Source organism: Ideonella oryzae (assembly GCF_024055665.1).
Lineage (GTDB): Bacteria > Pseudomonadota > Gammaproteobacteria > Burkholderiales > Burkholderiaceae_C > Ideonella > Ideonella oryzae.
Genome location: NZ_JAMXMC010000003.1, coordinates 284,076 through 303,393, shown reverse-complemented (window position 1 = coordinate 303,393; position 19,318 = coordinate 284,076). Strand labels below are relative to the sequence as shown.

General features: G+C 71.6%; 17 protein-coding genes. 12 read left to right on the top strand and 5 right to left on the bottom strand.

Translation table 11 applies throughout. From position 1 onward, the window contains the following. Nucleotides 1–48 precede the first annotated feature (48 nt). From nosR to M0L44_RS06385, 7 genes are all read left to right on the top strand, one after another. Nucleotides 49–1,452, top strand: a complete 1,404-nt coding sequence (nosR, locus tag M0L44_RS06415) for a response regulator c-di-GMP phosphodiesterase, NosR family (RefSeq protein WP_252768821.1) — start codon at nucleotides 49–51, stop codon at nucleotides 1,450–1,452. After that, entirely contained in the window at nucleotides 1,445–3,622 is a 2,178-nt protein-coding gene (locus M0L44_RS06410; protein ID WP_252768820.1) for an ATP-binding protein, read from the top strand. Before nosR ends, M0L44_RS06410 begins: the two co-directional genes overlap by 8 nt. Continuing rightward, entirely contained in the window at nucleotides 3,619–6,573 is a 2,955-nt protein-coding gene (locus M0L44_RS06405; RefSeq protein WP_252768819.1) for an EAL domain-containing protein, read from the top strand. Before M0L44_RS06410 ends, M0L44_RS06405 begins: the two co-directional genes overlap by 4 nt. Beyond that, a complete protein-coding gene (locus M0L44_RS06400) occupies nucleotides 6,560–6,739 on the top strand; it encodes a hypothetical protein (RefSeq protein ID WP_252768818.1) in 180 nt (59 codons plus the stop codon). Before M0L44_RS06405 ends, M0L44_RS06400 begins: the two co-directional genes overlap by 14 nt. Next, nucleotides 6,736–7,593 (top strand): HDOD domain-containing protein, encoded by an 858-nt coding sequence (locus M0L44_RS06395; protein WP_252768817.1) that lies wholly within the window; start codon nucleotides 6,736–6,738, stop codon nucleotides 7,591–7,593. The genes M0L44_RS06400 and M0L44_RS06395 overlap by 4 nt, the downstream gene beginning before the upstream one ends. 37 nt (nucleotides 7,594–7,630) lie before the next feature. After that, entirely contained in the window at nucleotides 7,631–8,188 is a 558-nt protein-coding gene (locus tag M0L44_RS06390) for a response regulator (RefSeq protein WP_252768816.1), read from the top strand. A 201-nt stretch (nucleotides 8,189–8,389) separates the two neighbouring features. Beyond that, nucleotides 8,390–10,363 (top strand): GGDEF domain-containing protein, encoded by a 1,974-nt coding sequence (locus tag M0L44_RS06385; RefSeq protein ID WP_252768815.1) that lies wholly within the window; start codon nucleotides 8,390–8,392, stop codon nucleotides 10,361–10,363. A 42-nt stretch (nucleotides 10,364–10,405) separates the two neighbouring features. On the opposite strand, the gene M0L44_RS06380 is transcribed toward M0L44_RS06385, so the two are convergent. Genes M0L44_RS06380 through M0L44_RS06370 form a run of 3 tightly spaced genes read right to left on the bottom strand, consistent with a single transcriptional unit; the run spans nucleotide 10,406 to nucleotide 12,826 of the window. Further along, nucleotides 10,406–11,140 carry a sulfite exporter TauE/SafE family protein gene (locus M0L44_RS06380; RefSeq protein ID WP_252768814.1) on the bottom strand — a complete coding sequence of 245 codons (735 nt, stop codon included), beginning with the start codon at nucleotides 11,138–11,140 and terminating at the stop codon, nucleotides 10,406–10,408. Nucleotides 11,141–11,174: 34 nt separating this feature from the next. After that, entirely contained in the window at nucleotides 11,175–11,507 is a 333-nt protein-coding gene (locus M0L44_RS06375; RefSeq protein WP_252768813.1) for a high-potential iron-sulfur protein, read from the bottom strand. 32 nt (nucleotides 11,508–11,539) lie between these two features. Continuing rightward, the gene (locus tag M0L44_RS06370; protein ID WP_252768812.1) at nucleotides 11,540–12,826 is read right to left on the bottom strand and encodes an MFS transporter; all 1,287 of its coding nucleotides are present in this window, start codon (nucleotides 12,824–12,826) and stop codon (nucleotides 11,540–11,542) included. A gap of 138 nt (nucleotides 12,827–12,964) precedes the next feature. Between M0L44_RS06370 and M0L44_RS06365 the strand changes: the two genes are divergently transcribed. The 4 genes from M0L44_RS06365 to M0L44_RS06350 are packed head-to-tail and all read left to right on the top strand — an operon-like array spanning nucleotide 12,965 to nucleotide 17,447. Continuing rightward, nucleotides 12,965–13,738 (top strand): DUF3348 family protein, encoded by a 774-nt coding sequence (locus M0L44_RS06365; protein ID WP_252768811.1) that lies wholly within the window; start codon nucleotides 12,965–12,967, stop codon nucleotides 13,736–13,738. 19 nt (nucleotides 13,739–13,757) lie between these two features. Then, nucleotides 13,758–16,061 (top strand): DUF802 domain-containing protein, encoded by a 2,304-nt coding sequence (locus M0L44_RS06360; protein ID WP_252768810.1) that lies wholly within the window; start codon nucleotides 13,758–13,760, stop codon nucleotides 16,059–16,061. Then, nucleotides 16,058–16,822, top strand: a complete 765-nt coding sequence (locus tag M0L44_RS06355; protein ID WP_252768809.1) for an OmpA family protein — start codon at nucleotides 16,058–16,060, stop codon at nucleotides 16,820–16,822. The genes M0L44_RS06360 and M0L44_RS06355 overlap by 4 nt, the downstream gene beginning before the upstream one ends. Beyond that, nucleotides 16,815–17,447, top strand: coding sequence for a DUF2894 domain-containing protein (locus M0L44_RS06350; protein ID WP_252768808.1), 633 nt, complete (start codon nucleotides 16,815–16,817; stop codon nucleotides 17,445–17,447). Before M0L44_RS06355 ends, M0L44_RS06350 begins: the two co-directional genes overlap by 8 nt. A gap of 19 nt (nucleotides 17,448–17,466) precedes the next feature. On the opposite strand, the gene M0L44_RS06345 is transcribed toward M0L44_RS06350, so the two are convergent. After that, on the bottom strand, nucleotides 17,467–18,024 hold the full coding sequence (locus M0L44_RS06345) for a PH domain-containing protein (protein WP_252768807.1): 558 nt from the start codon (nucleotides 18,022–18,024) through the stop codon (nucleotides 17,467–17,469). A 126-nt stretch (nucleotides 18,025–18,150) separates the two neighbouring features. On the opposite strand from M0L44_RS06345, the gene M0L44_RS06340 reads away from it, so the two are divergent. Further along, nucleotides 18,151–18,405, top strand: coding sequence for a hypothetical protein (locus M0L44_RS06340; RefSeq protein ID WP_252768806.1), 255 nt, complete (start codon nucleotides 18,151–18,153; stop codon nucleotides 18,403–18,405). Nucleotides 18,406–18,439: 34 nt separating this feature from the next. Here M0L44_RS06340 and M0L44_RS06335 read toward each other — a convergent pair whose 3' ends face one another. Next, on the bottom strand, nucleotides 18,440–19,258 hold the full coding sequence (locus tag M0L44_RS06335) for an alpha/beta fold hydrolase (RefSeq protein WP_252768805.1): 819 nt from the start codon (nucleotides 19,256–19,258) through the stop codon (nucleotides 18,440–18,442). Nucleotides 19,259–19,318 lie beyond the last annotated feature (60 nt).

Here is a 19,318-nt window from a genome sequence, read left to right as displayed (position 1 = left end):
ATGACGTTTGCGCGTCATCCCGACCCGAGCTTCGATTGGCTTCCCAAGATGACGAGCGACACGACCGCCCCCGCCCTGGCGTCCCGCGCCCCTTTTGAAGGGGCGACCTTGCTGCTCGTGGACGACGAATCGGGCGTGCTCAACGCCCTGCGCCGCCTGTTCCGCGGCCAGGGCTACACGGTGCTGCTGGCGTCCAGCGGTGCCGAAGGGTTGCAGATCCTGGCCCAGCAGCCGGTCGATCTGGTGCTGTCGGACATGCGCATGCCCGAGATGGACGGCGCCCAGTTCCTGGCCCAGGTGCGCCAGCGCCATCCGCAGGCCGTGCGCCTGCTGCTCACCGGCTACGCGGACATCGGCTCCACCATTGCGGCCATCAACCAGGGTGAGATCCACCGCTACATCGCCAAGCCCTGGAACGACCCCGACCTGCTGCTGACCGTGCAGGAGGCGCTGCGCCGGCGCCAGCTGGAGCTGGAGAACCAGCAGCTGCTGGCCCAGGTGCAGGCCCAGAACCAGGCGCTGGCCGAGCTCAACCAGGGGCTGGAGCAGCGGGTCAAGGCCCGCACGGCCGAGATCGAGCAGATCAACGACATGCTCGAGAAGGCCTACGAGGAGCTCAACGAGAACTTCATGGTGGCCGTCACCGTGTTCTCCGGCCTGTTGGAGATGCGCGAAGGCGCCGTGGCCGGCCATGCGCGCCGGGTGGCGGCCCTGGTCAAGCGCATGGCGCCGCACCTCCAGCTCGACGAGCGCGCGCAGCAGGAGGTCTACCTGGGCGCGCTGCTGCATGACATCGGCACCATCGGCTTCCCGGACCGCATGCTGGGCCGGCCGTTGTCGGTGCTGGTGCCGGAAGACCTGGCCCGCTACCGCCACCACCCCAAGGATGGCGAGGCCGCGCTGATGCCGCTGGCCCGGCTGCATGGCGTGGGGCGCATCGTGCGGCAGCACCACGAGCGGGTGGATGGCAAGGGCTTTCCGGACGGTCTGGAGGGCGAGGCCATTGCCCTGGGCGCCCGCATCGTCGCGGTGGCCAGCGACTACGACGACCTGACCCACGGGGCCATGTCGGAGCAGCCCCATTCCCGCCACCAGGCCCTGCAGGCGATCCGCGGCGGCGTGGGCACCCATTACGACGGTCGCATGGTGGCGGCATTGGAAGCGGTGCTGGCCGAGCCGGATCCCGAGGCCCAGGACGATCTTTGCATCGAGGCCACCCAGCTGCGGCCCGGCATGGTGCTGGCGCGGGACCTGCTGTCCTCCAAGGGGGCGCTGCTGCTGGCCGCCGGCTATGTGTTCGAGGAACGGGTGATCCGCCAGATCCGCGAGTTCGTGGCCGGAGAAGGGCTGAGGCTGACGTTGCATGTGCGGCGCCCGCAAATGGAGGCGCCCCGCCTGACCCCCCCGCCGCTGCCACAGACGGCACTTTCCGGCGAGCATCACCATGCCTGATGGCGGCGCTTCCCCTGTGCAGCGGCCAGCGGCCGATCTGGCCGTCTATGACGCCATCGCCGTTCCCGTGCTGCTGCACCGAGGCGAACAGATCTTGCACGCCAACCCGGCCATGCTGTGTCTGCTGGCCTGCGGGCTCGACGAGGTGGGCGAGCTGGCCTTCGATGCCGTGGTGGCCGAAGAAGACCGCGCCGGCCTGCAGACCAATGCCCGCGCCTGCCTGAGCCCCGGCGCTGGCGACCCTCCGGCACAAACCGTCACCCTGTGCTCCCGCCACGGTGTGCAGCGGCGGGTGGAGTGGATGTCGCGCCGCTGTGCCATCGACGGGCGGGACACCGTGGTCGTGACCTGCCAGGACCTCAGCGACATGCAGTTCGTGCAGGACAGCCTGCAGCAGCTCAGCCAGATGCTGCATCAGATCGTCGAAGGGGGGCCGGTGGCCACCTTCGTCATCGGGGTGGATCACCGGGTGATCCACTGGAACCGGGCTTGCGAACGCCTCACGGGGCGCAGCGCTGGCGAGATGCGGGGCAGCACTGACGCCTGGCGGGCCTTCTTCGCTGCGGAGCGGCCCGTGCTGGCGGATCTGATCGTCGATGGCGCCTCCGAAGAGACCCTTCGCGCGGCCTATCGGGGCCTGGGGCAGCCGGCCGCCGATGCGGGGGAGGGCGCCTGGGAGGTCGAGGACTTCTATCCGCGGCTGGGCAGCGAAGGCCGCTGGTTGTACTTCACCGCGGTGCCGCTGCGGGATGCCAATGGCCGCATCGTCGGCGCCATCGAGACCCTGCAGGACGTGACCCAGCGGCGTCAGGCCGAAGAGGAGTTGCGGCGGCATCGCAACGAGCTCGAACAGCTCGTGCAGGAGCGCTCGGCCGAGCTGCGCGGCACCTTGCATCAGCTCGAAGCCTTCATGCAGAACGCCCCGGTGGGGGTGGCGCGCACCCGCGGCGCGCGCATCGAGCACCACAACCGCAAGATGGCGGAGATCCTCGGCTGGACCGATGGGCGCCCGCCGCAGGACACCGGCGAACTCTTCTGCGCTCCAGAGGACTTCGCGTGGGTGCGCGAGTGCTCCACACCGGTGCTGCGGACTGGCCAGGCCTGGCGGCACGAGATGTGGCTGCGGCACCGCGATGGCCGCCAACTCTGGGTGCAGCTCATCGCCTACCCGGCCGATGTCGAACACATTGAGAGCGGGGCCTGGTGGCTGCTGGAGGACCACACCGAGGTCCGGCTGGCGCAGGACGAGCTCCGGTCGAATTACGACCAGCTCAAGCAGACCCTGCGCAAGCTCGAGGATGCGCAGAACCAGCTGCTGCAGTCCGAGAAGATGGCCTCCATCGGCCAGTTGGCCGCGGGCGTGGCGCACGAGATCAACAACCCCATCGGCTTCGTCAGTTCCAACCTGCACACGCTCAAGGGCTATGTCGAGCAGCTGCTGGCGCTGATCCTGGCCTACGAGGCGGCGGACGCCCAGCCCGGTCCAGACAGCCGGGCCGCCGTGGCCCGGGCCCGCACGGAGGCCGAGATCGACTACCTGCGCGAGGACCTGCCGGCCCTGATGAGCGAGAGCGAGGACGGACTGGCCCGGGTCAAGAAGATCGTGCAGGACCTCAAGGACTTCTCGCGCCTGGATCAATCGGAGTGGCAGGAGGCCGACCTCAACGCCGGGCTGGAGTCCACCCTCAACGTCGTGCGCCACGAAGTGAAATACAAGGCCGAGGTGCGCAAGCAGCTGAGCCCTCTGCCGCTGGTGCGCTGCCTGGCCGCCCAGCTCAACCAGGTCTTCATGAATCTCATCGTCAATGCCTCCCACGCCATCCATGGCCATGGCGTCATCACGCTGGCCAGCGGCCACCAGGATGGCTGGGTCTGGATCGAGGTCGCCGACACGGGCTGCGGCATGAGCGCCGAGGTGCAGCGTCGCATCTTCGAGCCCTTCTTCACCACCAAGCCGGTGGGCAGCGGCACCGGGCTGGGCCTGTCGCTGTCCTTCTCCATCGTGCAGAAGCACGGGGGTGTCATCCGCGTGCATTCGGTGCCGGGGCAGGGCAGCGTCTTTCGCGTCTGGGTGCCAGTGGCCGGGCCGGCGCTGGAGGACAAGCCGAGCACGCCGCCCGAGCTGCCCTGGGTGGACCGGTCGGCTGCGGCCGTGCAGGGGGCGGCATGAGCGCGGAACATGCCCCCTTGGAGCGGCCGGCAGACCGGCCCGTGGATGTGACGGCGCTGCTGGCGCCGCCGGGCGTTCACAGCCAGTGGATCACCGCTGTGCTGGAACTCACCGAGGTGGCGCTGGTGCTGGTTCAGGCCCAGGGCGTGCGTTATGCCAACCCGGCGGCGCGCCGCCTGCTGGCCTGGGGCGACACGCCGCTGGTGAACCACCAGCTCACGGACTGGGTGGCGCCCGAGGACCGGCCGCTGATTGCCGAGCAACTGCGGCGTCGCCTGGCCGGCGAGCCCGGCCAGTTCTGGGAAGTGCAGGGGCTGCGCCGCGACGGGAGCCGTTTCGATGTGAGGCTGTACGGCCAGCCGGTCCTGGTAGACGGTCACCCGGCCGATCTGGTGACGCTGTTCGACGTCAGCGAGACCCGCGAGGCGTTGCGCCAGGCCCAGTGGAATGCCGACCTGCTGGACCACAGCGAGCATCTGTCCCGTTCGGGCTCCTATGTACTCGGCTGGCCCGAGGGCCGGCTGCGACCCTCGGCCGGGCTGAGGCAGTTGGTGGGCACGCTGGCCGATGCCGGTGCCGCCGATCCGGAGGCGGCCTGGGCCTGGGTGGCCCCGGAGGACCGCGCTCGGGTGATGCAGGCCTGGCGGGAGGCCCGGCCGGACGAGCCGTTCCAGCTGCAGCACCGGGCCCTGGGGGCCCAGGGCCAGTGGCTGCAGGTGGTGCACCGCGGCATGCTGCAGAAGGTGTCGCAGGCCGACGCGCTGCAGGGCATCGGCCTGGTGCAGGACATCAGCCGCCAGCACGAGGCCGAGCAGAGGGTGCAGACCCTGGCCCAGTACGACGTCCTCACCGGCCTGCCCAACCGGGCCCATTTCATCCAGCAGCTGGCATCGCGCATGCAGATTGCCCGGTGGGACCGCAGCGCCTTCCTGCTGATGGTGGTGGAGCTGCCGCAGCTGCAGGAGCTGCGGGTCACCTTGGGCCACGAGGCGGCCCAGACGGTGCTGCGCACGCTGGCATCTCGCCTGCAGCAGCAGGCCCGCGAACAGGAATTGGTCGCCCGGGTCAGTGGCCAGGATCTGGCCCTGATGGGCCGGGCAGAGGTCGAATTGCTGCCCGATGCCGTGCACGAGCAGGCCCGGCAGCTTCGCCGCGTCCTGCAGGCCCCGATGCTGGTCGGCGCGGCCGAGGTGCTGCCGCGCTGCCGCATCGGCCTGGCGATGTTTCCGGGCGATGGGCAGGACGGCGAGACGCTGCTGGAAGCGGCGGAGAAGGCCTGCGCCCTGGCCGACGAGGCCGGCGGCGTGGCCTTTGCCCGTGCCGAGGCGCACGCGCATGCCCTGCGCGAGATGCAGGTGGCCAGCGCGCTGCGCCACGCGCTGGAACGCCAGGAGCTGCGGCTGGTCTACCAGCCCCAGGTGTCGCTGACCTCCGGCGCCATCGTCGGCGTGGAAGCGCTGGCGCGTTGGAATTCGCCGCGCTGGGGCGAAGTTCCCCCCACCGAGTTCATCGCTGTGGCCGAGCGGACCGGCATGATCGGCGAACTGGGCCACTGGGTGCTGGAGACCGCCTGCCGCCAATGGGTGGCCTGGCGCACCGCCGGGCTGAGCGTTCCCCGCGTCGCGGTGAACGTGTCGCCCCATCAGTTGCGCCGGGGCGATCTGGCCCTGAAGGTTCAGCGCGTGCTGCTGGACACCGGCATGGACCCCCGCGGCCTGGGCATCGAGCTGACCGAGAGCGCCGTGATGGACGACCCGGCGCGGGCGGGCCAGGCGCTCAGCGAGCTCCGCGCCCTGGGCGTCGAGGTGGCGCTGGACGACTTCGGCACCGGCTATTCCAGCCTGGCCTGCCTGCGCAGCCTGCCCATCGATGTGGTCAAGCTCGACCGCAGCTTTGTGAGCGATGTGGACACGGCCCCCGAGAGCATGGCCCTGACCCGCGCCATCCTGACCATGGCCCATGGCCTGGGCATGCAGGTGCTGGCCGAGGGCGTGGAGCGCGAGGACCAGCTCAACCTGCTGAGGGCCAAGGGATGCGATCTGATCCAGGGTTACTGGTTCAGCCCGCCGGTGGCGCCCCAGGCCCTGTCCGAACGGTTGTCCGAGGGTTGGCGTCTGGCCGCCCAGCACCTCTCGCGTGACAACAGCCAGCGCACCTTGCTGCTGGTGGATGACGAGGACAACATCCTGGCTGCGCTGCGGCGCCTGCTGCGCCGCGATGGCTACGAGATCCTGACCGCCCGCAACGGTGACGAGGCCCTGCGTTGCCTGGCGGAGCATCCGGTGGACGTGATTTTGAGCGACCAGCGCATGCCCGGCATGACCGGGGTGGAGTTCCTGCACCGCGCCGCCGCCCTGTATCCCGACACCGTGCGCATGACCCTGTCGGGCTTCACGGATCTGCAGTCGATCATCGACGCCGTCAACGAGGGCGCGGTCTACAAGTTCCTCACCAAACCCTGGGACGACGACCGGCTGCGTGCCCATGTGGCCGAAGCCTTCCGGCGCAAGGGCATGGCCGACGAGAACCGGCGCCTGAGCGCCGAGGTTGAGACCACCAATGCCCTGCTGGCCCATGTGAACAGCCAGCTCAGTGCGGCCCTGGAGCGCCAGCGCGAGCAGGGCCTGCTGCTGCAGGCCAGCGTGGGCGGCGTGCGGGAGATCCTCGACAGCCTGCCCCTGGCCGTGATCGGGGTGGATCCCGACGGCCTGCTCGTCTATGCCAACGAGGCGGCCCACCGGCTGTTCCCGCCCGAGGCCTTGGCGCTGGGCGTGCCCACCCAGGCCGGGGTGGACGGTCTGGCACCGGCGGACGGTGAGGCGCGCTGCCTGGTGCAGGGTTGCCACTGTCGCGTCTGGCGCTACCGGCTTGGCGCCGGCTCCGGCCCCTGGCGGGGTGATGTGCTGATCTGTCTTCCGCTGTCGCAGGAGGTCTGTCATGAATCCGCTTGAAGAGGCGCCCTTGGCGCCCCCGGGCGAGTCGACCTCGGCCGCGTCCGCGCGCACGCCGGCCGATGAGCGCCTGGCCCATCTGTTTCGCCACAGCCTGCGCGAAGGGCGGCTCCACCCGCTCTATCCGCTGTTGCGCCGGTACCGGCAGGAGGATCGTCTCCCATGACCGGCTCCCCCCTTTCGCTGGAGCGCATCCAGTCCTGCGTCGAGACCCTGCCGGCCCTGCCGCAGGCCGTGCGCGAGGTCATGCAGGCGCTGCAGCGCGATGACGTCTCCGTCGAGCGCAGCGTCCATCTGATCGAGCAGGACCAGGCCCTGGCCGCGCGCACGCTGAGGGTGGCCAACTCGGCCTTCTACGGCATGTCCGGCCGGGTGGGCCGCATCGGCGATGCGGTCACCCTGCTGGGTCTGCGGGCCGTGTCCGGTGTGCTGCTGGCCGTGTCCTACAGCAATGGCCTGGACACCTCGCGCTGCGCCGGCTTCAACTTTCGCGGCTACTGGCGGCACAGCATGGCCGCGGCCATGGCCGCCCGCCTGCTGGCGCCACGGCTGCGCCTGGATCCCGACGAGGGTTTCGTGGCTGGCCTGCTGCATGACATCGGCAAGCTGGTGCTTGCGGCGCACTTCCCGGCCGAGGGGGCCCAGGCCCTGGCCCTGGCGCGCAGCGCCGATGTTCCGGACGTGGAGGCCGAACGGGCCACCCTGGGGCTGACGCATGCCCAGATCGGCGCCGTGCTGGTCCGCCACTGGCGCTTTCCGGCCCGGGTGGTGCAGGCGGTGGAGTACCACGCACAGCCCTGGGAGGGCGGCGACCCGGCTGCGCGCAGCCTCGCCGAGTTGCTGCAGGTGGCCAATGCCATCGCCCATGCGTTGGACCTGGCCGATGAGGCGCAGGAGGTGGTGCCGTCGCTGGATCCGGCCCTCTGGCTGCGGCTGGACCTGAGCGACAGTGCAGCCTTGACCCTGCTGGCCGAAGTGGAGCGCGGCGTCGAGGACATGTGCAGCGCGCTTGCCCTGTGACGCATCCCGTCATGACCGATTGACTCTGGAGACGACCATGCCCCGACTGCTGCTGGTGGACGACGAGCCCTCCCAACTCAAGGCCCTGCAGCGCACCCTGCGCGGTCTGTGCCCCGACCTGCACATGGACCTGGCGCTGGGCGGCGAGGAGGCGCTGACCCATCTGCGTGCGCGTGCCCACGACGCCATCCTCGCTGACCTGCGCATGCCCGGGATGGACGGGCTGACCTTGCTCGGCCAGGCCGCCCGTTGGCAACCCCTGGCTGTGCCCATGCTGCTGACCGGAGTGGCCGATTTCGCCACCGCGCAGCGTGCCTTGAATGAGACCGGCATCTTCCGCTACCTCACCAAGCCCTGGGAGCCCGAGCTGCTGCGCGCCCATGTCTGTGCGGCCCTGGCCGAGTTCCAGCACCGCGTCACCCAGCAGACCCAGGCGGCCGCCTGGCAGGCTGAACAGGGTGTGCTGAGCCCGCAGGAACTCGAGCGCCTGCGGCTTGAGCGTGAGGAGCCCGGCCTGACCCATGTGGAATGGGCCGACGACGGGGCCGTGCTGATGCCGGCGCTGGATGCCCATCTGCCCTCGATGCCTCGATAACACCTCGGATGGGGCCGCACATCCGGGTCAAGTCGGGGGCGGCGGTGCCGATATGTCGAACAGCGGCTGAAGACGATGCGTTGATCTGCCGCGTCCCTGCCCATGCCTTTCTCGCTCTCGCCATCCTCCCTGTCTGCCCCACCCTGGTGGCGTGGCTGGATGCCTGCGCGCTGGCGGGGGTCTCTGCTGTTGCGAATCACCGTGGGCGCGCTGCTCGCCGGGGTTCTGGCCACGGCCTTGATCTCGGGCCTGCTGGTCCGCGACGCCGAGCGAGAGACCGAAGCCCGTGCGCGCCAGGTCGTGCTGCAGGACGCCGTGCACAGTGCGGCCGCCCTGTCGCGGCGCCTGATGGAGCGGCAGCGGAGCTTGTGGGTTGCCGCGCAGACCCTGCCCGAACCGGCCCGCTGGGACGCTTCCAGCGGTGCCCACCCGGGCCTTGCCGTCCTGTTTGACGAGGTCGTCGTGGCCGACCCGCAGGGGCAGCTGTTCAGTGCCCGGGCCGAGGACCGGCCTCTCCAGGCCCTGTTGCCTCGGCAGCCCGGCTTCCTGACCACGGTTCAGGCGTCCCGGCCCATGGTCTGGGTGCTCCCGCGGGATACCACCTCGGTCCCGAGGTCCGGGGCCGCAACCGCCCCTTTGGCGACGGTCTTCACGCAGCCGGTGCTGCGCGATGGCCGTGTCCAGGCCGTGCTGGTCGGCATCATCTGGTTGCGCCGGACGGGGCTGATGAGCGATGTGGTCGAGCCAGGCCCCGACTTTGGGGAGGGAGCCATCTCCCAGCTGCTGGCCATCACCGACAACCAGGGCCGCCGCCTCGTGGATGGGGCGTTGGCGACCGGTACCACGCAAGCGGCCCCTTCCGTCTGGCTGTCCGTGGCCATGCGCCAGTGGCGGGACCAGGGCAGCCCGGTGGAGTCCGATGGACTGGTCTGGTCGGATGGCGATCAGATCGTCGTGGCCGCGGGCATTCCGGGGCCGGACTGGGTGATCTGGCGGGCCTATTCCCGCGCCGCCATGATGGCGCCGCTGGACGCGCTGCGCGTGCGTTCGCTGCGCTGGGCGCTGGGCACCTGGGCGGGCCTGTCCCTGGTGCTCCTGCTCTACCTGGGCTGGCAGCTCAGCCCGCTGGCCCAGCTGGAACGGCGCGTGGTGGCGTTGCTCGACGGGGATCAGGCCCCGCAGGACGGCTGGCCCGTGGCGCGCGGCGAGATCGGCGCGCTCAGCGCCACCTTGCACAGCGTAGCACTGGCCCTGGCACACAAGGACCACGAGAACCACCAGCTGCTGGAGCGGCTGGAAAGCGTGATGGCTGCCGCGCCGCTGGGCCTGGCCTTCCTGCGCGAGGACCGGCTGACGCTGGTCAACGCCGAGCTGGCCCGCCTGTTGGGCTATGCCCCGAGCGAACTGCGCGGTCTGCCGGCCCGCCTGCTGCTGGCAGACGTCGGCGATGCCGACCGGATGCTCGGGGCCATCCAGGCCGCCTTGCGCGAAGGGCGGGCCTATGTCGGCGAGCACAGCTTCCTGCGCCAGCAGGGCAACACCTTCTGGGGGCAGTTGCACGCCAGCGAGGTGCGGCCGGGGCAGCCCGAAGCCGGCATGGTCTGGACGCTCAGCGACATCACCGCCCAGGTGCAGTCGCGCCACCAGCTGGAGTGGTCCGCCACCCACGATGCGCTGACCGGCCTGCTCAACCGCCGCGGCTTCCAGGAGCGGATGGAGCGCTTCATTGAGGGCCGCTTGCGCCGCCCGACGGCCCTGTTGGTCATCGACCTGGACCACTTCAAGCCGATCAACGACAGCGAAGGCCACCAGGCCGGTGACGCCATGCTGCAGGCCGTGGCGGGGGCGCTGAATGACGGCGTGCGCGTCAGCGATGCCGTGGGGCGGCTGGGTGGCGACGAATTTGCGGTGCTGCTGGAAGGTTGCCCCCCTCAGTGGGCCCAGCGCCTGGCGCACAAGCTGCTGGAGAGGGTCCAGGCCGTCCAGGTACCCTGGAACGGTCGGCAGCTGCAGGTCAGCGCCAGCATCGGCCTGGCGATGTGGGAAGACCGCCTGGGCAGCGTCGCGTCCTGGACCCACCAGGCCGACCTGGCCTGCTACGAGGCCAAGCGCGCCGGCCGGGCCAATGTGCAGGCCAGCGCTGCCGAGCCGGTCGGCGAGGCCCTGCCGGGCTGAGCGGCCCGCGGATTGCGTTCAGGCCGCCGTCAGGCCTTCCCTTCAGGCCTTCAGGAACAGCCCGATCGTCAGGGCGATGCCCAGGGCCACAATGGCCATGCGCAGCACCCGCTCGTTGACCCGGTGCAGGGCCCAGGCCCCCGCCAGGCCGCCCACCAGCGCGCCTGCCCCCAGCACCAGGGCCTGCAGCCAGTGCACCTGGGGCGACAGCACGAACAGCGCCACCGCCGAGGCGTTCATCACGCCCGCCAGGGCGTTCTTGGTGGCACCGGCGTTGCGGGTGGCCATGCCGGCCATGGTCAGCGCCGCCAGCATCAGAAAGCCGATGCCGCCGCCGAAGTAGCCACCGTAGATCGCGATCAGGAATTGCGCCACGCCCGCGCCCACCGGGCCCAGATGGGCTCCGTCGGCCCCGGGCTTGCGGAAGAAGCTGCCCCAGGCGAACACCGTGGTGGCGAACAGCACCAGCCAGGGCACCAGCCGGGCAAAGATCGAGGACGGTGTGTTCAGCAGCAGCAGGCCGCCCAGCGCGCCGCCGGCCAGGCTCAGGATGAACAGGGCCTTGAAGGGCAGGGGGCCGCAGCCGCTGACCATCTTGCGCCCGGCCAGGCCGGAGCTGACCTGGCCCGGGAACAGGGCCACGGTAGAGGTGATGTTGGCCGCCAGCGGCGACATGCCGGTCAGCATCAGGGCCGGCAGGGTGACGAAGGAGCCGCCGCCCGCGAGGGCGTTTTGAAGGCCGGCCCACAGGCCGGCGGCCAGGACGATCAACAGCATCGAAGATTCCGAAAAGGGGATGGATGGGAGAGGGTCAGGGCGCCTTGGGCTTCCAGGCCGAGCACCAGCCCGCGGCCTTCACCTCGACCCCGTAGAACAGCTGGCAGCCGCCCTGGCTGTCGGCAGCCTCGCCGCCGTACAGGTCGCAGTTGCGGCAGGTCTGGCCGGCGGCGTACTGGGCAAAGCGTGTGCGGTCCACCCGCTGGGCGTCGGCCACATAGCCCAGTTGCCGGGCCGCCGGGTTGTCCTCCTGCAGCAGAGGCAGGGACTGCGCCCGGGCGGACGGCGGCATCAGGCCGGCCGTGGGCAGGCAGACGGCGGGCAGGGCGCGCAGCAGTGCGCGGCGGGTGGGAAAGGGGGAACTCATGGGCGGTCCTGGCGGTTGGGGCGTGCCGGCCCTCAGGCCGCGGTCGCACCCAGGGCCTTGGCTTGGCTGCGCGAGCGTACGACAAGCAGCGCCAGGCCGAAGACCAGCAGGCCCAAGACCCCGATGCCCGCTTCCACATTCAGCATGGTGGCCATGCCCCAGCGGTCGTAGGCCTGGCCGTCGATCCATGTCACGTAGCCGATGGGCACGTTCGACAGCGAGGCCATGATGTTGTACTTGGTGGCTGCCGCGCCGCGGCCGATGACCTCCAGCACCAGGGCCGAGAAGCCGGCATAGGCCATGCCCACCGCCACGTTGTAGGCGCTGGCCAGCACGATGAAGCTCATCTCGCTCTTGGGCGCCAGGGCCATCACCACGGCCAGCACCACCTGCAGCAGGCCGAACAGGCAGTAGGCCGTCTTGCGCTCCAGCCGGTCGCAGACCCAGCCGCCCAGCAGGCAGCCCGCGGCCGAGGCCAGCCCGCCCAGACCGCCGTTGACCAGGGCCACCGTGTTGGCGCTGGCATGCCAGTCGCCCGCCATCACCGACCACAGGTTGGACACCGCGCCGCTGCCGATGGGCAGGAAACAGACGATCAAGGCCAGCAGGCCCGAGCGCGAGGCGATGACCGACCACAGATCGCCCCACAGCCCCCAGAGCACGCCCTTGAGGCGGGCCAGCACGCTGGCGTGGGCCGCGCGGGATTCATGCGGCGTCTTGGCCGGCTCCGGCAGAAACAGCAGCGGCACGCAGCTCAGCACGCACAGCGCGGCCATCACCCAGCCCGAGGCCAGCACCGAGACCTGCCAGTCCTGCACCAGCCACAGGGCCAGGCCACCGCCCAGCGCCCCGCCGCCCAGGTTGCCGGCCTGGAACCAGCCGGCCGCCCGGCCCTTTTCCTCGTCGGCGGTGCTGTGGGCCATCAGGCTGTCCACCGACATGCCGGAGACGGTGCTGGTGACATTGGTGATCAGCATCACCACCGTCAGCGCGCCCCAGTGCAGCGCATCGCGCGAGAACCAGGCCATGGCCACCATGCCCAGACCGGTCACCAGGGTGGAGGCCAGGTACCAGTGCCGCCGCGTCCAGCTCAGGTCCACCAGCGGGGCCCACAGGAACTTCCAGGTGTTGGGCACATAGCTCAGCGCGATCAGGCCGGCGATGGCGGCGGCCGAGATGCCGGCCTGCTTGAGCTCATAGGCCAGGGCCACGCCCAGGAAGCCGCCCACCAGCCCGAAGGGCACGATCAGCACCATGAAGATCCAGGGCGGGGCCGAGGTGCTGGCGTGCGGGGGCTGGGCGGTGGTGTCGGGGACCATGGTGCATCCAGGGACAGCTGTGAAGGCGCGGATGGTAGCCGGCGGCCGGACGGATGGCCTTCCCCAGTTCCCCAGGGGCACCACCGGCTCCCGCCAGCGCGGCCCCGTAAAATCGTCGGTTTTTTCCGTCTGCTTTCCGTGAACACCCCGACGGCGCGTTCTGCGCGCCCCGCGTCCTCCTCCGTCGCCACCGCGACCAGTGCCCTGGCCGGCTCGGACTTCCTGCGCCTGCTGGCCGCCTGGGGCCTGGCAGCGCCCGCCGGCGGGGCGGGGGCGGCCGCTGCCTTCGGCCAGCGCCTGTCCGAGTGGTTCAGCTGGACGGACGCCATCGCCCTGTCCGGCGCCCTGGGCGGCCCGGCCGAGCCGGTGCCCGCCGGCCTGCTGACGGCGGCCGAGCGCCTGGCGGTGGAAACGCGGGAGCTGACCCGGGTGCGTCAGCAGCTGCTGGGCCACATCCGCGGCGAGCCGGCCGGTGCCCGTAGCCGCCCGGCCGCGCGGGTGGCGGTGTCGCCCCGCGTCCAGGCCCGGCTGGCAGCCGAACAGCTGGGCGACGAGGGCTTCGCCCCCCACCGCCAGCGTTGCCTGGCCGTGCACAAGGCCATGGACAACGCCATCGGCGCGCTGCGCCAGCGGGTGCGTGACGCGGTGGCCGCGGCCACGCCCGCGCTGGCCCACCTGGCCACGCTGGACGTGGTGATGGAGGACGTGGTGGGCGGCCGCGAGCGGGCCCTGCTGGCCCAGCTGCCCGGCCTGCTGGCCCTGCGCTACGAGCGCCTGCAGGCCGAGGACGCCGAGCACCTGAACCCGCGCTTCCAGCGCGAGCTGCAACAACTGCTGGAAGCCGAGCTGGACTTCCGCCTGCATCCCGTGGAGGGCCTGCTGGACGCCTTGCGCCAGGCCGCCACGCACTGATCTGATCGACAAGGAACCGATGAACCGCACGCTGCAACTGCTTGTCTTCCTCGCCGGCCTGGCGGGCATCGCCTGGGTGGGCGCCGGCTACCTGGGCACCAATGTCCTGGCCCTGGCGGTGACGGCGCTGATCGCCGCGCTCTACGCCACCGGCGCGCTGGAGCTGCGCCGCTTCGCCCGCGACACCGCCGCGCTGGACCAGGCCGTGGCGGCCCTGGACAGCACGCCGGCCACCCTGGCCCCCTGGCTGGACGGCCTGCCCGCCAGCCTGCGCAGCGCGGTGCGCCGCCGGGTGGAAGGCGTGCCCGCGGCCCTGCCGGGCCCGGCACTGGCACCCTCGCTGGCGGGCCTCTTGGTGCTGCTGGGGATGCTGGGCACTTTCCTGGGCATGGTGCTGACCCTGCGCGGCACCGGCGCCCTGCTGGAGCTGTCCACCGACCTGAGCGCGGTGCGCGACGCCCTGGTCACCCCGGTCAAGGGCCTGGGCCTGGCCTTCGGCACCTCCATCGCTGGCGTGGCCGGCTCGGCCGCGCTGGGCCTGCTTTCGGCCCTGTTGCGACGCGAGCGTCTGACGGCGGTGCAGCGGCTGGACGCCGCCATCGTCGGCCCGCTGCACGGCTTCTCGGCGGCGGCCCAGCGCGAGACCTCGCTGCAGCTGATGCAGCAGCAGACCGCGCTGATGCCGGCCCTGGTGGAGCGCCTGCAGGCCCTGGTGGAGGGGCTGGACCGCCGCAGCCAGGAACAGCAGACCCAGCTGCAGGCCGGCCAGGCCGAATTCCACGCCCGGGCCGAGGCCGCCTACACCGGCCTGGCACGCTCCGTCGAACAATCCCTGCAGCAGAGCCTGGACCGCGCGCTGGCCGAAAGCGCCCGCGCCACCAGCGCCACCCTGGCCCCGGTGGTGGAGAGCACCCTGGGCGGCATCGCCCGCGAGGCCCAGGCCCTGCAGCAGACGCTGGCGGGTGCCGTGCAGACCCAGCTGGCCCAGCTGGGCCAGGGCTTCGAGGCCAGCCAGGCCCGGGTGACCGAGGGCTGGCAGGCCGCGCTGGCCGAGCAGGCCCGCGCCCACCAGGCCCAGGCCGAGACCCTGGGTCAGACCCTGCAAGGCTTCAGCCAGCAGTTCGAGGCCCGGGCCGAGGCCCTGGTCAGCACCTTGGCCGCGCAGCAGCAGCAGGGCCAGGCCGGCCAACTGGCCCAGTGGCAGGCCCAGATGGACCAGGCCCGCGAGGCCCAGCAGGCCGCGGCCCAGCGCTTCGAGCAGCAGGCCGCCGCGCTGGTGGAGCGCCTGGCCCAGGCCCAGGCCACGCTGGCCGACGAGGCCCGCCAGCGCGACGCCGCCCAGCTGGCCGAGGTGCAGCGCAGCCTGCAAACCCTGAGCGAGCGCCTGCACAGCACCTGGACCGAAGCCGGCCAGCAGGCTCTGGCCCAGCAGCAGCAGGTGGGCCAGGCACTGGAAGGCGCCTCCACCCGTTTCGAGGCGCACGCCGCCACCCTGGTGGCCGGCATCCAGCAGGCCCAGGCCGCGCTGGAGACGGCCGCCGGCGAGCGCGACGCCGCCCGCCTGGCCGCCATCACCCAGGCGCTGGACGGCGTGTCCGTGCAGTTGCGGCAGCACTGGACCGAGGCCGGTGCGCAGAACCTGGCCCAGCAGCAGCAGATCTGCGAGACCCTGGCCCGCACCGCCCAGGAGATCAGCGCCCAGGCCGAGGCCCATGCCCGCAGCACGGTGGGCGAGGTGGCCCGCCTGGTGGACACCGCGGCCCAGGCCCCGCGCGCCGCCGCCGAGGTGATCGCCGAGCTGCGCCAGCAGCTCTCGGCCAGCATGGCGCGCGACAACGCCCAGCTCGACGAGCGGGCCCGCCTGCTGCAAACCCTGGACACCCTGCTGGGCGCCGTGACCCAGGCCGCGCAGGAACAGCGTGGCGCCATCGACGCCCTGGTGGCCTCGTCGGCCCAGACGCTGGAAACCGCCATCACCCGCTTCAGCGAGACCCTGGCCGCCCAGGCCCATCCGCTGGGCGAGGTGGCCGCCCAGCTGAGCACTGGCGCGGTGGAAGTGGCCAGCCTGGGCGAGGCCTTTGGCCAGTCGGTGCAGCTCTTCACCCAGTCCAGCGGGCAGCTCGCCGGGCAGCTGGAGCGCATCGAGGCCGCCCTGGGCCAGTCCCTGGCGCGCAGCGACGAGCAGCTGGCCTATTACGTGGCCCAGGCGCGCGAGGTCATCGACCTCAGCATCCTGTCGCAGAAGCAGATCCTGGATGACCTGCAGCGCATCGCCGAGCGCTCCACCCAGGCCGCCGAGCGGGTGGAAGGGGCCGCCGCATGATGGGCGAGGCCCAGCACGGCGACGTCGCCGAGGCCGATCTGGAGGCCACCGCGCCGGTCTGGCCGGTGTTCGCCGACCTGATGTCCGGCCTGGTGGGCGCGCTGGTGCTCATCCTGCTGTGCGTGCTGGGCGCCCAGTACGAGCTGAGCAGCCGGCTGGACCGTGAGGTGCAGCAGCGTCAGCTCGAAGCCCAGCGCCGCCAGGCCCTGGAGCAGGCCCTGGCCGGCCCGCTGGCCGCCGGGCGGGTGACGCTGGACCACGGCCGCATCGGCATCGCCGGCAGCGTGCTGTTCGCCTTCAACTCGGCCGATCTGCAGCCCGAGGGGCGCCAGCTGCTCAAGAGCCTGGCCGCGCCGCTGGGCGCCTACCTGAAGGCCCGCGACGAGGTGCTGATGGTCAGCGGCTTCACCGACGACCGCACGGTGCGTGCCGGCGCCAAGCCTGCGGCCAAGGGGGCCGCCAAAGGCGCCGCGGAGCCGCGGCCCTTTGCCGACAACTGGGAGCTGTCCGCCCAGCGGGCGCTCACCGTCACGCGGGCGCTGATCGAGGAGGGCGTGCCGGCAGCCAATGTCTTTGCCGCCGCCTTTGGCGCGCAGCAGCCGGTGGCCTCCAACGCCGATGCCGAGGGCCGGGCCCGCAACCGCCGGGTGGAGATGGCGCCGATGGCGCGACCGGCCCGCGGCAACACGGCCGCCGCCTCCGCGCCGCCCGCCGCCTCCGCGCCGCCCGCCGCGCCCGAGGCTGCCGCCAGCCATGGCTGAGCCCTGGTCGCCCGAGGCCGAGCTGGCGGCGCTGCGGGCCGAGGGCCTGGACCGTGCCGACCCCGTGCGCTTTGCCTACCTGCAGGCCCTGGCCCGGCGCCTGCCCGCCCAACCCGCGCGGGCCCAGGCCCTGCTGGCCGAGCGGCTGCAACAGGCCGCCGCCGCGCTGCGCGCCGCCTGCGCCCAGCGCGCGGCCGAGGCGCCGGTGCCCGCACCCGCCCAGGCCGGTGCACTGGCGGGCCTGCTGGCCCGGTTGAGTCCCCTGTCCGCCGCGGACGCTGCCGCCACAGCGGCCCCGGTCGTCCCGGGCCGGTCGCAGGCTGCGACCCTTTCCGTGTCCGCCCCGGCGGCTCCTGCCGAGCTGAAATCCGTGCGCCACTTCCGCCAGGCCTGGAAGCGGCTGAATGCCGAGCAGCGTCTGGCCCAGTCGCGTGCGGCTCTGCCGCAGAACGCCGGGCCGCTGAACTCCCAGCACCTGCTGCACAAGGCGCTGCAGCAGATGCGCCAGCTCTCGCCGGCCTACTTCGAGCGCTTTGTCGCCCAGGTGGATGGACTGATGTGGCTGGAGCAGGCCCTGGGCGAGGCCGCGCCGCGCGAGCCGGCCAGCGGACGCCCCCGGCGCTGAGCGGCTCGGGCCGCTCGACTCAGTCCTGCCGGGGCGGGCGCAGGCTGGCGGCGATCTCGTCCAGCCGGGCCAGCATGGCCCGCATCAGGGCCAGCTGTTCGTCCTGCGGCGCGGCGCTGCCGGTGCCGACCTGGGCGTGGCGCTGACGCAGCGCGTCCCGCTGGGCCAGGATGCGCTGGCGCAGCTGCGCGGCGTCGATCACCCCCACCAGCTTCATCTCGTTGCCTTGGTTGGCGCTCTGGCCGGCCGTCTCGAAGCGCAGCACGCTCAGGTTGAAACGGCGCAGCAGCGGGCCTTCGATGAAGGTCACGTCCTGGATGTTCTCCAGCGGAATGGTCTTCTCGACCTGCACCAGGATGCCCTTGCGAAAGCGCAGCGCGGTCTCGCCCAGCTCGCACTCCAGCCGGTCGAAGTAATGGCGTGCCCACCAGGCGCCCACACCGCACAGCCAGATCAAGGCCAGCGGGATGCCGACGACGGTGATGGCCAGCAGGCCGGCCCCATAGACCACGAAGTAGGGCCGCAGAAGTGGGTTGAAGGCGGCGCGGCAGGGCAGACCGGGGGTGGGCGAGGACATGGTGCTTGCAGGGTAACCCAGGCCGGGCAGAGGCCACGGTTGCGGCCGCCAATACCGTCCTTGTCTTGATCCGAAGCAGGGACGGGCCCACCCGTGCGCTGTCTACTGTGCCGTGGGAGGTTCGAGATGAACGGTATTGCGCAGTTGCACCTGCTCCCTGAACACCTGCACCAGGCCCTGGACGGCTACCCGGTGGAGGAACTCTTTCACATGGGGCTGGACCCCTCGTCCGCCCGCCGGGCGGTGCGCGCCTGGATCGACACGCTGGACCATGACCTGGCCGTGTTTCCGCCGGCCTCTACCGATGTGCTGGTGAACATCAAGAGCCAGATGGAGATGGCCCGCGAGGGACTGGTCGAGGTGATCGACACCTGCTGGTGACCCTGCCGTGCCGCCCCTCCGTGGCGGCCGTGGGTCATTGCAGGAAGGGGTGCAGAGCATCGGCCACCTGGGCCGGCGAGGTCAGGTGGGGCAGGTGCCCTTGCGCGTCCAGCAGCCGCAGTTCGGCCTGGGGCAGGTGGTCGGCCATGTACTGGGCCACGGCCAGGGGCACGAAGCTGTCGCGCTGGGTCTGCAGCAGCAGCACGGGGTGGTTCAGCTTGGGCAGCGCCTGGCGGTGGTCGGACTGCAGGATCGCGCACAGGATGGTCAAGGCCCGCTCAGGCGGGATGGCTTTCAAGGAGCGGGCGAAGTGCTCGGCCAGGTCGGGCCCGTTGGCGTCACCCACGGCCACCGGCGCAAAGGTGTCGGCCCAGCCGCTGTAGTTGGCCATGGCCACCCGGTAGACCTGCTCGATGTCCTCTTCCTGGAAGCCGCCGCGGTAGTCGCCGTCGTCCAGGTAGCGCGGCGACGCGCCGATGAGGGCCAGGCGGCTGAAGCAATCCGGCACTTCCAGCGCGGCCAGCACGCCCACCATGGCCCCGAAGGAGTGGCCGACCAGGATCGCATCGCGCAGATCCAGGTCCCGCGCCAGGGCGGCCAGATCGTGCGCAAAGCCGTGCAGGTTGAGGTAGCGGTGCTGCACGAAGAGCGACGGATCACACTGGCCGCAGCCTGCCTGGTCGTAGGTGATGACGCGCAACGCCGGGTCGAGCCGCGGCAGCAGGTCGTTCCACACGGTCTGGTCGGTGCCAAAACCATGGACCAGCAGCAGCGTGCGGGCGGCGTCCGCCGGGCCGTGGACGGTGACGCGGTGCCGTGCCGCCGGCGAGGACGTGGGGTCGGGAAGGGGCATGTGCAGATGCTATTCGGACACAGCGCCTCGCCGGCTCGGGGCATGCCCCGACGTTCATCG

Coding starts and splice junctions, on each gene's coding strand:
- M0L44_RS06380 (WP_252768814.1), bottom strand. CDS start 11,140: ATGCTGTTGATCGTCCTGGCCGCCGGCCTGTGGGCCGGCCTTCAAAAC.
- M0L44_RS06335 (WP_252768805.1), bottom strand. CDS start 19,258: ATGCCCCTTCCCGACCCCACGTCCTCGCCGGCGGCACGGCACCGCGTC.
- M0L44_RS06350 (WP_252768808.1), top strand. CDS start 16,815: ATGGCTGAGCCCTGGTCGCCCGAGGCCGAGCTGGCGGCGCTGCGGGCC.
- M0L44_RS06340 (WP_252768806.1), top strand. CDS start 18,151: ATGAACGGTATTGCGCAGTTGCACCTGCTCCCTGAACACCTGCACCAG.
- M0L44_RS06345 (WP_252768807.1), bottom strand. CDS start 18,024: ATGTCCTCGCCCACCCCCGGTCTGCCCTGCCGCGCCGCCTTCAACCCA.
- M0L44_RS06405 (WP_252768819.1), top strand. CDS start 3,619: ATGAGCGCGGAACATGCCCCCTTGGAGCGGCCGGCAGACCGGCCCGTG.
- M0L44_RS06390 (WP_252768816.1), top strand. CDS start 7,631: ATGCCCCGACTGCTGCTGGTGGACGACGAGCCCTCCCAACTCAAGGCC.
- M0L44_RS06360 (WP_252768810.1), top strand. CDS start 13,758: ATGAACCGCACGCTGCAACTGCTTGTCTTCCTCGCCGGCCTGGCGGGC.
- M0L44_RS06395 (WP_252768817.1), top strand. CDS start 6,736: ATGACCGGCTCCCCCCTTTCGCTGGAGCGCATCCAGTCCTGCGTCGAG.
- M0L44_RS06375 (WP_252768813.1), bottom strand. CDS start 11,507: ATGAGTTCCCCCTTTCCCACCCGCCGCGCACTGCTGCGCGCCCTGCCC.
- M0L44_RS06355 (WP_252768809.1), top strand. CDS start 16,058: ATGATGGGCGAGGCCCAGCACGGCGACGTCGCCGAGGCCGATCTGGAG.
- M0L44_RS06370 (WP_252768812.1), bottom strand. CDS start 12,826: ATGGTCCCCGACACCACCGCCCAGCCCCCGCACGCCAGCACCTCGGCC.
- M0L44_RS06400 (WP_252768818.1), top strand. CDS start 6,560: ATGAATCCGCTTGAAGAGGCGCCCTTGGCGCCCCCGGGCGAGTCGACC.
- M0L44_RS06410 (WP_252768820.1), top strand. CDS start 1,445: ATGCCTGATGGCGGCGCTTCCCCTGTGCAGCGGCCAGCGGCCGATCTG.
- nosR (WP_252768821.1), top strand. CDS start 49: ATGACGAGCGACACGACCGCCCCCGCCCTGGCGTCCCGCGCCCCTTTT.